Genomic DNA, 13,063 nt, shown 5'->3' on the forward strand with positions numbered 1-13,063 from the left:
GGGCTACACCTGCTGGATGGCCTTGAGGATTTGCGAGGGGGTGATAATCTGGCCGTCGATGCGGTTCAATGTGCGCACCCTGGTCAAGCCGTTGTTAACGCGCTTCACCTCGCGGGATATCTGGCCCATGTTCATCTCCGGGACGATGATGGCCCTGGCCTTGCGCGCCAGAGTGACCACCGGGGCCTTGGGGAACGGGAACAGGGTCTTGAGCTTGAGCAGGCCGGCCTTGACGCCTGCGGCCCTGGCCTGGCTCACGGCCAGTTGGGCCGAGCGGGCCACGCTGCCGTAGGCTATGACTACGATTTCAGCGTCATCCGTGTCATATTCTTGGGTAAGTTGTATATCGTAGAAGAACTGGTCGATCTTGCGGTGCAGCCGCTCGATGATCGCCTTGACCTCGTCGGGGCGCTGAGTGGGAAAGCCCATATCGTCGTGGGTCAGGCCCGTGACGTGGAAGCGGTAGCCCGAGCCGATGGGCGGCATGGGCGGCACGCCGCGCACGGTCTCCTCGAAGGGCTTGTACCACTCGGGCGGCATGGACGGAACCAGGCGGTTGAAGATCTCGTAGTCCTTCTCATGCGGCAGGGTGATCTTTTCGCGCGTGTGCGCCGTGATCTCATCCAGGAGAAGGATGACCGGCGTGCGGTACTTTTCGGCGAAATTGAATGCCGTGATGGTCATTTCCAGGCACTCGGGCACGTCGGCTGCCGAGAGCACGATGATCGGATGATCGCCGTGGGTGCCCCAGCGCGCCTGCTGCACGTCGCCTTGAGCGGGTGAAGTGGGCAGGCCGGTGCTCGGGCCGCCGCGCATGACGTTGACGATGACCAACGGAACTTCGGCCATGCAGGCGTAACCCAGATTTTCCTGCATGAGCGAAAAGCCTGGGCCCGAGGTGGCGGTCATGGCCTTACGGCCGGCAAGCGAGCCGCCGATGACCGCACCCATGGAAGCGATCTCGTCTTCCATCTGGATGAACACGCCGTTCTCGGTGCGCGGAAGTCGCGCGGCCATGATCTCCATGACCTCAGAGGACGGGGTGATGGGATAGCCGGCATAGAAGGAGCAACCGGCGAACAAGGCTCCCTCTACCACGGCCTCGTTGCCGAGGGCGAAGATCTCGGTACGTTTTCTTTTGGGAGCGTTGGCCATGGTCCCGCCTGCCTAGGATTTGGGGTCGTTGTCGTTGGAAGGATCGCCGGCGGCCGCGCCGGTTGCTTTGTCGGGCGCCTCTACGGAAGCGGACTCAGACGGCGCCACATCGTTCTTGCGCCGATTCTGAGCCTGCCGAGGCCGGACCATGATGGCGAAGTCCGGGCAATGGAGCTCGCAGAATCCGCAGTTGATGCATTCCTCCAGGGCCACGACGCTGGACTTGCCCGCCTCGTTAAGGGCAAGCACCTTGGCCGGGCAGAAAGACACGCAGATCGCGCAGCCTTTGCACCAGTCCGGGAAAATGATGATTTCGGTTTGTCCCTTGCTCTTTGCCATAGTGGATGTTTCCGAAGGTCGCCTGCGCGCCGTGACACGCTTGGCCGCACAGCATTGGTTATAAAACGCTTCTGTAAAGCCTAGTCCATAGACCACAAAAGTGCAACCAGAACAACTCGCGCTCCGAGATTTCATCGGTTGTCGAAGCCTTCTCCTGTCGATAATGCGGAATGGCTCCGTATCGAATCGAAGCCCATTCATTCATTTCACATTTTTGCCATATCATCAGGTTGACCCAAAGGATATTTTACGTTAGCTCTCACTGTTGCGTTAGGCAGCGTTGGTTTTCTCATGCAGTGCGCGTAGCCGCGCCTGACGAGCCCGGCAGGCCGAAGGTCGATCTGCTGGCGTGCCAGGAATGGGACGGGCGTGAGACCGCGCAAACCCCTCCGGCCGAATCGGCACAGCCGATTTCTCCTTTTTCGCAAGATTCACTTGGCGGAGACGAGCATGTCATTAATTCAGATCCAGTCGCTGAACAAATGGTACGGCGACTTTCATGTGCTCAAGAACATCAGCGAGAGCGTCCAAAAGGGCGAAGTGCTGGTCATCTGCGGCCCCAGCGGCTCGGGCAAATCGACCTTCATCCGCTGTATCAACCGGCTGGAGGACTTCCAGCAGGGCACGATCCTCATCGAAGGCAAGGACATCAAGGCCCCGGACGTGAACATCAACAAGCTCAGGTCCGAGATCGGCATCGTCTTTCAGCAGTTCAATCTCTACCCGCACCTGACAGTGCTCAAGAACGTCACCCTGGCGCCCATCAAGGTCAGGAATATCACCCGCGACGAGGCCGAGGCAACGGCGCTGACGCTCCTTGAGCGCGTAGGCATCCACGACCAGGCCCTCAAGTACCCGGTAGAACTCTCGGGCGGCCAGCAGCAGCGCGTGGCCATCGCCCGCGCCCTGGCCATGAAGCCCAAGATAATGCTTTTTGACGAGCCCACCAGCGCCCTGGACCCGGAGATGATCAACGAAGTGCTGAGCGTCATGAAGGACCTGGCCCGCGACGGCATGACCATGCTCTGCGTGACCCACGAGATGGGCTTCGCCCGCGAGGTGGCTGACCGGGTCGTGTTCATGGACGGCGGCGAGGTCATCGAGCAAGGGCCGCCGGACGTGTTCTTCACGAATCCGAAGCACCAGCGCACCCAGGCCTTCCTCAAGGAGATCCTGTAGGAACGCTCGAACCGGATGGAAGCGGGATCATCCCGCTTTGTCTACAACTACAGTGGAGGTTGGATGATGCGTAAATTGACCATTCTCGCGGTCGTGGCCCTCTCGGCCCTGCTGCTGGCCTCGGTTGCCACAGCCGGCAAGATCGAGGACATTAAGAAACGCGGCGTGCTCATCGCCGGCGTCAAGGATTCGCAGCAACCCTTCGGCTTCGTGGATCCCCAGTCCAAGCAGCTGGTTGGCTTCGAGATCGATCTGGTCAAGGCCATCGCCGACAAGCTCGGCGTGAAGCTCGAGCTCAAGCCCGTGACGAGCGCCACGCGCATTCCCATGCTGACCCAGGGCTCCGTGGACATCCTGGCCGCGACCATGACCCACAAGTTCGAGCGCGACGACGTCATCGACTTCTCCATCACCTACTTCATGGACGGCCAGAAGCTGCTGGTCAAAAAGAATAGTGGCATCAAGAGCGCTGCCGACCTGGCCGGCAAGAAGGTCGGCACGGCCAAGGGCTCGACCTCCGAGCAGAACATCAAGAACGCCCAGCCCAAGAGCACTGTGCTCTCCTTCGAGACCTACCCGGAGGCCTTCCTCGCCATGAACCAGGGCAAGGTCGTGGCCGTGACCACCGACTCCGGCATCCTGCTCGGCATCAAGAACAGCGCTCCGAATCCGGACAACTATGAGATCGTCGGCAACTACATCTCCGACGAGCCCTATGGCTTGGGCCTGCCCGAGAACGACTCCGACTACCGCGACTTCGTGAACAAGACCCTGGCCGACCTGTGGACCTCCGGCGAGTACAAGAAGCTGTACGACAAGTGGTTCGGTCCCAACACCAAGTACTATCTGCCCCTTGAGTGGAAGATGGAAGTCTGGCCCAACTAGGCTTGAAGCTTTTCTCCGGGGCGCCGTCTCGCGGCGCCCCGGCTTTCCGATAAAACCACGGGACATTCGCATTGAACTACCAATTCAACTGGCAGGCCGTCATCACGGGCGAGTACGGCCAATGGATCATGGACGGCCTGCTGATCACGCTGCAGATCTCGGCCGTGTCCATCGTGCTCTCTCTGGTCCTGGGCACCCTCATCGCCGTCATGCGCCTGACCAAGGTCAGGATCCTGGAGTGGCTCGCGCTTTCCTACACCGAATTCTTCCGCAACACGCCGCTCCTGGTGCAGCTATTCTTCTGGTATTTCGGCTCGCACGCCGTGCTGCCCGAATTCGTCAACACCTGGCTCTACGAGCACGACTTCGAGTTCGGGGCCGGGGTCATCTCGCTAACGGTCTACACCTCGGCCTTCATCGCCGAGGAGATCCGCTCGGGCATCTTCGCCATTCCCAAGACCCAGTTGGAAGCGTCCCGCGCCTGCGGCCTTTCCTTCCTGCAGGCCATGCACCACGTCATTCTGCCCCAGGCGTTCAGGATAATCATTCCGCCGCTCATCTCGCAGTTCCTGAACCTCATCAAGAACTCGTCCCTGGTCATGACCATCGGCGTCATGGACCTCATGTACATGGCCAGGCAGATCGAATCCTACGCCGGTCGGGGCTTCGAGGCTTTCACCGTGATCCTGATCATCTACCTGACCATATCGCTCGCGGTGTCCTTCCTCATCACCCAGTACAACAAGCGCTTTCTGCGCCAGATCGCCTACTAGAGGAGCAGGACCGTGGGCTGGCAAGTCGTTTGGAACAACTTCGATTACTTCCTGTGGGGCGCATGGCCCAACGGTCCGCTCGGCGGACTGGCCATGTCCATTCTGCTGTCCATCGGCGGCATCTTCGGTGCCTTCTGGCTGGGGCTGGGCGCGGGCCTCATGCGCCTGTCCAAACGGCTCTGGATCGCTTGGCCGGCGATCGTCTATATCGAAGTGGTGCGCGGCATCCCGCTGCTGCTGGTCATCTTCTGGTTCTACTTCCTGTCGCCCGTCCTGTTCGGCGCTCCGTTGCCCGAGGCCCAAAGCGCGCTCATATCCTTCATAATCTTCACCAGCGCCTACGTGGCCGAAATCGTGCGCGCGGGCGTGCTCTCCCTGCCCAAGGGCCAGATGGAGGCAGCACGCGGCAGCGGCCTGTCCCAAGTGCAGGCCATGAGCTTCGTCATCCTGCCTCAGGCTCTACGCAACATGATCCCCTCTTTCGTCAATCAGTTCGTTAGCTTGATCAAGGATACCTCCCTGGCGGCCATCATCGGCGTCAACGAACTGCTGCGCACGGGCCAGCAGGTCATGAACCGCGATTACGTAACCACGGAAATCTTCGTGACCATCGCCATCATGTACTTCATAGTCTGTTATGCCCTGACCGAAGCGAGTCGCATGCTGGAGCGCCAGATGTCCCGCTATCAGGCCCGTAACCGCTAGTTCCGCTCGATCACGAATTCCAGCCGCGTCCGTTCGTGCGGGCGCGGCTTTCTTCTTTTCTCCGGCTTCTGTATACAGGAGGCATGATGGAACGCCCATGCGACCCCGCGGCCCAGGTGCATGACCGCCCGGCCAGCCAAGCCCGGCCCCTGCGCCCGTACGAACTGGCATCCTGCATCGATCACACCCTGCTCCGTCGTGATGCCTCGCCCGCAGAGCTGCACCGCGCGTGCGACGAAGCCCTGCGTTTCGGCTTCCGTGGGGTGTGCGTCTATCCCGAGCACCTGGGGCAGGTCGTCTCGCGCCTGGACGCTAAGGCCCTGGCCATTACCGTGGCCGGCTTTCCCGGCGGACTGGAACCGCTGGAGGACAAGGCCGATCAGGTGCGTGCGGCCGTGGCGTCAGGCGCCGCCGAAGTGGATGCGGTCCTGAATCGCGATCTGCTGCGTCAACGCGACCACGCCCGCGTGCTGCACGAGATTGCCACGCTGGTGCAGGCCGCCTGCCCGGCAAGGCTCAAGATCATCCTGGAGACCGGCGACCTGACCCGCGACGAGCGCATCATGGCCGCGACCCTGGCCAAGGCTGCGGGAGCCGCTTGCGTCAAGACCAGCACGGGCTTGGGCCACCCCGGAGCGACCGCCGAGGACGTGGCGCTGCTGCGCGACGTCGTGGGCCTGGACATGGGAGTCAAGGCCAGCGGCGGGATACGCGATCTGCAACAATGCCTGGCCATGCTCCAGGCAGGTGCGAGCATTGTCGGCACGTCTGCCTCGGTGACCATCATGGAGCAGGCCATGGCCCTGGGCGATCCAGAAAGTCTGCCGGGGGAGGTTTCGTGAGCGTTCACAACAGACCTGGACAACCCTATGGGCATGACCTCGACCTGAGCGACCCGGCCGAGATCGAGCGCCGTTCCATGGCCATCATCGAGGCCGAGGCCCCGAAGCCCATCCCGTTCTCCGAGGTGGAATGGCCCATCGTGCGGCGCATGATCCACACCACGGCTGATTTCGAGCTGTTGCGCCTGACCCGCTTCCACACCGAAGCCGCCTGCGCGGGCATCGCCGCCCTGCGCTCAGGCGCGCTCGTCGTCACGGACACGCGCATGGCCCTGGCCGGCATCCCCATACGCCGTTTGGAGGCCCTGGGCTGCCGTAAATTGTGCCTCATGGAAGACCCGCGCGTGGTGCAGAGAGCCAAAGCGGAAGGCATCACCAGGGCCATGGCTGCCGTGGACCTGGCTCTCGACCTGCGTACGGAGTTTGCCGCTGCGGCCCCCCTTGTTTTTGTCATCGGCAATGCGCCCACGGCCCTGGTGCGTCTGGTGCGCCGCCTGGCGGCCATGGAGCCCGCCAACGGCCTGCCCGTTGCGCTGATCGTGGGCATGCCCGTGGGATTCGTCAACGCGGCCGAGTCCAAGGAACTGCTCGTGCAGGCGAGCCCAGCGCCCTGGATTACGGTCACTGGCCGCAAAGGCGGATCGCCTCTGGCAGCCAGTGCCGTGAACGCCCTGGCCGAGCTGGCCCTGGAGCGCGTCTCGAGCGAACAAGGCATCGTACAGACCTGAACCGGCCGGCAATGCGCGCGGCCGCCATGGAGCGATAAAATGCATCCCATGCGACCGTCTCTGCCGCTGTTCCTTGCCCTGCTCGCCTGCGTTTATTTCTGTTCGCCCGTTCTGGCGGTGCAGGTCGTGCCCGAGCCGTCCGATCAGGAGCAGCCCGCCCCCAAGGCCAAGCCTGCTCCGTCGGCGGAGCGGCAATCCCTCACGCGTCACGAACTGCGCCTCGACGGCAAAACCCATGCCTACACGGCCACGGCCGGCGAACTCGTCATCAAGGATGAGGAAAGCCAGGAGCCGAAAGCCCGCATTTTTTATGTCGCCTATGAGCTGGAAAACGCGGGGACGAGCCCCCGTCCGTTGACCTTCGCCTTCAACGGCGGCCCGGGCGCGGCTTCGGTCTGGCTGCACCTGGGTGGCCTTGGCCCCTTGCGCGTGGCACTGCATGATGACGGCACGCTGCCGCCTCCACCCTATCGGCTGATTCAAAACGAGTCCTCCTGGCTGCCCTTCACGGACATCGTGTTCATCGACCCGGTGGGTACGGGCTACAGCCGAGGCCTGGGCGAGGCCAAACCTGCCGGCAAGCCCTTCTGGAATATCGAGAAGGACGTGGAGTCCGTGGCCGAGTTCATCCGCCTATGGGTGACGCGCAACGGCCGCTGGCTTTCGCCGATCTTCCTGGCCGGCGAGAGCTACGGCACCACGCGCGCGGCGCTCCTGGCGCCATACCTCCAGAGTGAATTCGGCCTGCAGGCCGCGGGCATTCTGCTCATCTCGCCCGTGCTCTTCTACGAAACCATCCTCCTGTCGCCCATCAACGATCTGCCTTTCGCGCTTTATCTGCCGGCCTACGCCTCGGTGGCCCATTACCATGGCAAGGCTGGCCAGGGACTGAGTCTGGAGCAGCTATCCACCCAGGCCGGAGCTTTTGCCTTGGAGGAATATCTGCCGGCTCTGGCCAAGGGCAGCATCCTCCCGGAGGCGAGAAGCCGGGAAGTGGCCGGACGGCTGTCCGAGCTTACCGGCCTGCCCGCGCAACTCTATCTGGAGAATCACCTGCGTTTGGAACCTGCACGCTTCCGCCGCGAACTGCTGCAGGACAGGGAGAGGCTCATCGGCCGCATGGACGCCACGATCGCCGCCGTGAACCCCGAGCCACAGAGATCGGCGCCAAGCTACGACCCAACCCTCCAGCCCCTCTACGGCCCGTTTTCCTCAGCCATGCACTCCTACTTGATCAGGGATCTCAAATACCAAAGCGATCTGCTATACGAGTTTCTCAATCCGCAGGTGGGCATGAGCTGGGATTGGCAGGCTGCGGGAGAGGAGGGCCAGGGCTATCTGGACGCTGTCACGCCGCTCAAGGAGGCCATGAGCGTCAGCCCGTCCATGCGTGTGCTGCTGGCCTGCGGCATGTATGACCTGGCCACGCCTTGCTCCGCTGTGGAATACACGCTGAACCATCTTTGGCTGGACGACGCGCTCAAGAAGAATGTTATCTTGGAGTATTATCGAGCCGGTCACATGATGTACACACACGCGGACGCGCGCAAGGAACTGCATGACGACGCCGAGCGCTTCTACCGTGAGAGCCTGAATCCCCCGAACCGGCCCAGCACCAAGCCAAGGCCCTGAAGTTTGGAGCGGAAGTCCATCCGTCCGGCTAAAGCCTTTTGCACAAGAGCTGGAAAGGGCTTTGCCCTCTCCTGGCCCCACCCACCCCCAGGGGAAGCGCATGGCCTGGCAGTCCCCGCAGGCGCTTGAGTGACGTCAAACAGGCGTTTACCGCCATTTACCTTGACAATAAAGATATCCAAAAATAGAGATTCTTTTGCATAAAGCAATCCGCCGCAAGAGGAGTTCATCATGATCGGACGTTTCGCGGTTCCCGGGGTGTACAAGGATCTCTTCAACCTGCGGGAATTCTACATTTGCGCCCTGGGTGGCGCCTTGGCCCTCCTAGGCATCTTCTGGGATTGGGCAGGACTTGCTCCGGCCTGGATATCCCTGGTTATGGCTCTGGCCGCCGTGGCCATCAATGGCCTGCCCATCGTCCGCGAGGCGATACAGGGGATCTGGGAACGCCAGGTCAACGTGGACGAACTGGTCAGCCTGGCTATCATCGCCTCGTGTCTCCAGGGCGAGTTCCTGACCGCCGCCGTGGTCAGCTTCATCATGACCCTGGGTTCTCTGGTGGAAGAAGCCGTAAGCGCATCGGCCCGGAAATCCATTCAGGCCCTGGTGCGCATCGCTCCCGAGCAGGCGACTCTTCTTGCCGAAGGCATCGAGCGAGTGGTGCCGGTAGCAGAGATCACCACCGGTGACGTCCTGCTGGTCAAGCCTGGAGAGCGCATGCCCGTGGACGGAGAGATCATCGCCGGCAGGACGGCCGTGGACGAATCCTCCATCACCGGCGAAGCCCTTCCGCGCGAAAGGGGCGTTGGGGATCAGGTTCTGGCCGGGACCCTCAACTACAACGGTGTCATAGAAATCAAAGCGGTCAAGGTCGGGGAGGACACGACACTCGGTAAGGTCATCAAGCTGGTCACCGAGGCGGAAAATCATAAGCCTAGCGCCGCGCGGCTCGTCGACCGTTATGCCGCCTGGTTCACGCCGACCGTCCTGGCCCTTGCCGGGCTGGCCTGGGCTTTGTCGGGAGACGTCAGCCGGGCGGTTGCCGTGCTCATTGCCGGATGCCCATGCGCCCTGATCATGGCTGCTCCCACCGCCACAGTGGCGGCCATCGGCCGCGCGGCCAAAGCCGGCATCCTGATCAAGGGGGGCCAGTTCCTGGAGGAGGCCGCCCGCGCCGACGTCGTGCTTTTCGACAAGACCGGCACACTCACCCTTGGTGAGCCCAAGGTCGATGACGTGGTCGCCGGAAGCGGCCTGGAAACGCACGAAGTCATTGCCTGGGCCGCCTGCGCCGAGCAGAATTGCGCTCATCCCCTGGCCCGGGCAGTAGTCAAGGCCGCTCACTACGCCAGAATAACCGTGCGGCGGGCCGAATCAATTCTGAGCGAAATCGGCCTTGGCGTCAGGGCCATGGTCGATGGCGACTGCATCGAAGTCGGCAGCGCCCACCTCGGAGGTGGAAACGCCGCCCTGCCCTCCCCTTTCAAAGCCCACCTGGAGGCCATGGAGGCGCGTGGAGCCACGCCCATCGTCGTTTACCGCAATAAGGAGCCGATCGGCCTGCTCTCCGTTTCGGATAAGCCCAGGCCGACCGCCCAAGCTACAATCCAAGCCCTGAAGCAGCTCGGCATGAAATCGACCGGCATTCTCTCGGGGGATCATGAACGCTCGGTGCGCAAGGTGGCTGAGTCCCTGGGGGTGGATAAGCACTGGGCGGGCCTCAAGCCGCAGGACAAGCTTGAGGTGATTGAGCGGCTCCAGACGCAGGAGGGCCGCAGGATCATATTCGTCGGCGATGGTGTGAACGACGCTCCGGCCCTGGCAAGGGCCAATGTCGGCATAGCCATGGGGGCTGCCGGAACCGATGTGGCTTTGGAGACCGCCGATATTGCACTGACCCATGACGACATCTCCAAGCTGCCTTTCCTCATTAAGTTGAGCCGACGGACGGTGGCCATGATCAAGATCAATATCGGCTTGGGGCTCCTCTTCAATGCCGTGGCCATCTTCGGGAGCGGCTATGGTCTCTTGAGCCCGATCATGGCCTCGCTTTTCCACAACGTCGGCTCCATTATCGTCGTCCTGTCTTCCGCGAGCCTGGCTTTCCTTTCAGAGGGCCGGCTGGCTCCAAAAGCTGTTTAGAGCATTTTGCTTTTGAAAATGCTCTGCGAGCCATGCGTCGGCATGGCTTGCCGCTAGCTTCGGCGCAGGCGCAATTCACTTGCGCCGTCAACGCCGGAGCGGGCGTCTTAAAAGCAATCTGCTCTAAAACTTGTCGTTAACCGAAAGGCCGGGAGGGAACGTCGCCAATGCGGCACGTTCCTCTCCCATGCCCGCTCCTGCCATGAGCCGGGAGCCTGGATCCGCGGTTTTCATACGCATATTCTCATGGTAGTTGCGAGCGATCAGAATGTCCTGGCGATACAGCCTGAGAGGAAGACATGGAACAGACCGACGTTCTCACCCAAGCCCTGATCGAATTCTATGAAAAATTCTCGTCCTGGGAGCAGGGTGTGGTCAAGGAGACGGGTCTTACCCTTCCTCAGATGCATACCTTGGAGATTCTTGGCTCCTTTGGAAACTTGCGCATGAAGGAACTCGCCCAGAAGATGGGCATAACCACTGGCGCACTGACCGTGCTCGTCGATCGAGTGGAAAGACAGGGTCTGGTGACGCGAAAGCCTCACGAGACCGACAGGCGATCCATCCGGGTCGAGCTGACTCCCGAGGGGGACAGGCATTTTCAGGAGCACCACGCCTTACATACCCAACTTACCCATGAATTGGTCAGTTCGCTTGCTCCCAGTGAAGCGGATGCGCTTTTAGTGATCCTACAGAAGCTCAATTCCCATCTCTGACCCCTCGTGCTCTGCCGCTTTCTGAAGGACATGTTTCCTTGAGCATGTTTAGCAGCCGGTATGAGCTCCACCCGGGACGTACACACGGCAAGCTCGACCGCAGGAAGCGATGAGCATCAGCCCATCCATGCGTGTGCTGCGGTCTGGCTGCATATATGACCTGCCACGCCCTGCAACTCGGTGGAGTACACACCAAATCATCTTTGGCTGGACGGCGCGCTAAAAAAGAATGTAGTTTTGGAATATCATCGAGCCGGTTACATGATGTACACGCACGCGGACGCGCGCAAGGAACCGCATGACGACTCCGAGCGCTTCTACCGTAAGAGCCAGGACCGGCCCAACGACAGGAGGACGCGATGAAGTTAATCTTGTGTCTCGCTTTCACCGCCGCCTTCGCGCTGATCGCTTGCGCAGGCAAGACCGCCCAGGACATTCCGGCGGAGCAGCGCACGCCTGAGGGCATTTTCACGCAGATCTGCTCCCGCTGCCATGGCGACCAGGCGCAAAGCCGGGCCTATGGGGTGAGCCAAGTCATCGCGAACATGTCGGCCGAGGAGATAGAACAGGCTTTGAGGGGCTACCGGGCCGGAACCTACGGCGGCGCATTCAAGGGTGTCATGCGGGAGCAGGCGGGCAGCCTGTCCGAGGAGGAGATTCCGGCCGTGGCCGCCTATGTGTCAGCCCTGGGCCAGTAAACAACCTCTCTGGCTGAAACCGGAGGCAGTGCGATGATCGATAAGCAATCACTCGAAAAAATCACACTGTTCACCTGCCCCAGATGCAACCAAGGCAGCCACGAGATGCCTGCCCTATGGCTGGAATTCTGGCGGGAGCATGACAGCGGGCCGGACCGTGATCCGCTTTGGAAGGACCCACATTGGATGGAAAAGGCCCGTGCCTGGTTCGCCGCGCGTGGCGAGGAAAACGCCCTGGACAAAGCCATGACGTGCCCGGCATGCGGCTGCGAGGAGCATTTACGCAAATGGATCACGAAGGGGCCGGCGGAAGCAGGTAAGGTATTTACAAAAAAGGAATAGCTTAGAGCATTTTGCTTTTGAAAATGCTCTGCAAGCCATGCGTCGGCATGGCTTGCCGCCCCGCAGGCGTAGGCGGAATGTAATTCCGCCGTCAACGCCGAAGGGAGCGTCTGAAATGCAAAATGCTTTAGAGAAGATGCTGTCTCGTGCCGGATACTCCGGCGCTACTCCTTCGGCTGTCGCGATTCGGGACGGATAATGAGGAACGAGGCCGTGGCAAGGCTCACGGCCTCGCCCGCGTCGTTCTGTATCTCGCCCTCGACCACCACGACCCTGCCCCCGCGCCGAACGATGCGCGCCTCGGCGCGCAAGGAGCTGCGGCCTGCGGGCCGCAGGTAGCGCATGTGCAGGTCCATGGTTACGGTCTGGCAATCCGGCTCAAGGCCGGCAAGCACTGCGTGGGCCATGGCCTCATCCATGAGCGCGGCCTGGATGCCGCCAGCCAGGCTGCCCGCGCCTTGCAGAAACTCTTCCCGAAACGGCAGGGCGAGCACGGCATGCGCGGGAGTGATCTCGACAACGCGGATGCCCATGTAGCCAAACAGGCGATTAACCGTCTGACTTTCCTGGCGGACCGCACTCAAGTATGCATCGATCATGGCTGACTCCCTTCGGATTGGGCTTCCTCTCGGCGTTGTGGCCACCCTGCCCCGTCTGCCTCAGACGCGATGGAGCATCGCAGGTTCGCCGACATACAGAAAAATTGCTCTCGAATAAAAAAGCAAGGGCTCGCCAAGCCGCAGCCGGCGAGCCCTTGCCTTCACTCGCCCCTGAGTGAAGACTAGGGCCTGTTAACTCTACTTGTCATTGTCTAATCTCTGGCTAGCTTGTTGGTATGCAAATAACCAGAGAGCAGTATCAACGCATCGCGGATAGCTTCCCTCGGCAGCGGGGCAATGTCTCTCTAGATAACCTGCAAGTTATTAA

General features: G+C 61.4%; 14 protein-coding genes. 11 read left to right on the plus strand and 3 right to left on the minus strand.

Going from position 1 to position 13,063, the window contains the following annotated elements:
• Window positions 1-3 precede the first annotated feature (3 nt).
• Together H585_RS0117145 and H585_RS0117150 are read right to left on the minus strand one after the other, a co-directional pair.
• Entirely contained in the window at window positions 4-1,155 is a 1,152-nt protein-coding gene (locus H585_RS0117145; protein ID WP_014261597.1) for a 2-oxoacid:acceptor oxidoreductase subunit alpha, read from the minus strand.
• A gap of 12 nt (window positions 1,156-1,167) precedes the next feature.
• Window positions 1,168-1,494, minus strand: coding sequence for a 4Fe-4S binding protein (locus H585_RS0117150; protein WP_027368720.1), 327 nt, complete (start codon window positions 1,492-1,494; stop codon window positions 1,168-1,170).
• Between the two features lie 450 nt (window positions 1,495-1,944).
• Between H585_RS0117150 and H585_RS0117155 the strand changes: the two genes are divergently transcribed.
• The 11 genes from H585_RS0117155 (at window position 1,945) to H585_RS0117205 (ending at window position 12,136) form a co-directional block, all read left to right on the plus strand.
• Complete coding sequence (locus H585_RS0117155; RefSeq protein WP_027368721.1) at window positions 1,945-2,673, plus strand: amino acid ABC transporter ATP-binding protein; 729 nt, start codon at window positions 1,945-1,947, stop codon at window positions 2,671-2,673.
• Window positions 2,674-2,739: 66 nt separating this feature from the next.
• On the plus strand, window positions 2,740-3,558 hold the full coding sequence (locus H585_RS0117160) for an ABC transporter substrate-binding protein (protein ID WP_027368722.1): 819 nt from the start codon (window positions 2,740-2,742) through the stop codon (window positions 3,556-3,558).
• A gap of 71 nt (window positions 3,559-3,629) precedes the next feature.
• Window positions 3,630-4,331, plus strand: coding sequence for an amino acid ABC transporter permease (locus H585_RS0117165; RefSeq protein ID WP_027368723.1), 702 nt, complete (start codon window positions 3,630-3,632; stop codon window positions 4,329-4,331).
• A gap of 12 nt (window positions 4,332-4,343) precedes the next feature.
• Window positions 4,344-5,036, plus strand: a complete 693-nt coding sequence (locus H585_RS0117170) for an amino acid ABC transporter permease (RefSeq protein WP_027368724.1) — start codon at window positions 4,344-4,346, stop codon at window positions 5,034-5,036.
• A gap of 86 nt (window positions 5,037-5,122) precedes the next feature.
• Complete coding sequence (gene deoC, locus H585_RS0117175; protein WP_027368725.1) at window positions 5,123-5,878, plus strand: deoxyribose-phosphate aldolase; 756 nt, start codon at window positions 5,123-5,125, stop codon at window positions 5,876-5,878.
• A complete protein-coding gene (locus H585_RS0117180) occupies window positions 5,875-6,606 on the plus strand; it encodes a precorrin-8X methylmutase (RefSeq protein WP_027368726.1) in 732 nt (243 codons plus the stop codon). Before deoC ends, H585_RS0117180 begins: the two co-directional genes overlap by 4 nt.
• A gap of 39 nt (window positions 6,607-6,645) precedes the next feature.
• Window positions 6,646-8,238 carry a S10 family peptidase gene (locus H585_RS0117185; protein ID WP_027368727.1) on the plus strand — a complete coding sequence of 531 codons (1,593 nt, stop codon included), beginning with the start codon at window positions 6,646-6,648 and terminating at the stop codon, window positions 8,236-8,238.
• A 231-nt stretch (window positions 8,239-8,469) separates the two neighbouring features.
• Window positions 8,470-10,380 carry a heavy metal translocating P-type ATPase gene (locus H585_RS0117190; protein ID WP_027368728.1) on the plus strand — a complete coding sequence of 637 codons (1,911 nt, stop codon included), beginning with the start codon at window positions 8,470-8,472 and terminating at the stop codon, window positions 10,378-10,380.
• 299 nt (window positions 10,381-10,679) lie between these two features.
• On the plus strand, window positions 10,680-11,096 hold the full coding sequence (locus H585_RS0117195; RefSeq protein WP_027368729.1) for a MarR family winged helix-turn-helix transcriptional regulator: 417 nt from the start codon (window positions 10,680-10,682) through the stop codon (window positions 11,094-11,096).
• A 359-nt stretch (window positions 11,097-11,455) separates the two neighbouring features.
• Complete coding sequence (locus H585_RS0117200; protein WP_027368730.1) at window positions 11,456-11,794, plus strand: c-type cytochrome; 339 nt, start codon at window positions 11,456-11,458, stop codon at window positions 11,792-11,794.
• A gap of 33 nt (window positions 11,795-11,827) precedes the next feature.
• Entirely contained in the window at window positions 11,828-12,136 is a 309-nt protein-coding gene (locus H585_RS0117205; protein ID WP_027368731.1) for a hypothetical protein, read from the plus strand.
• 164 nt (window positions 12,137-12,300) lie between these two features.
• On the opposite strand, the gene H585_RS0117210 is transcribed toward H585_RS0117205, so the two are convergent.
• On the minus strand, window positions 12,301-12,735 hold the full coding sequence (locus tag H585_RS0117210) for a PaaI family thioesterase (RefSeq protein ID WP_027368732.1): 435 nt from the start codon (window positions 12,733-12,735) through the stop codon (window positions 12,301-12,303).
• Between the last annotated feature and the right edge of the window lie 328 nt (window positions 12,736-13,063).

This window comes from Desulfocurvibacter africanus subsp. africanus DSM 2603 (assembly GCF_000422545.1).
GTDB lineage: Bacteria > Desulfobacterota > Desulfovibrionia > Desulfovibrionales > Desulfovibrionaceae > Desulfocurvibacter > Desulfocurvibacter africanus.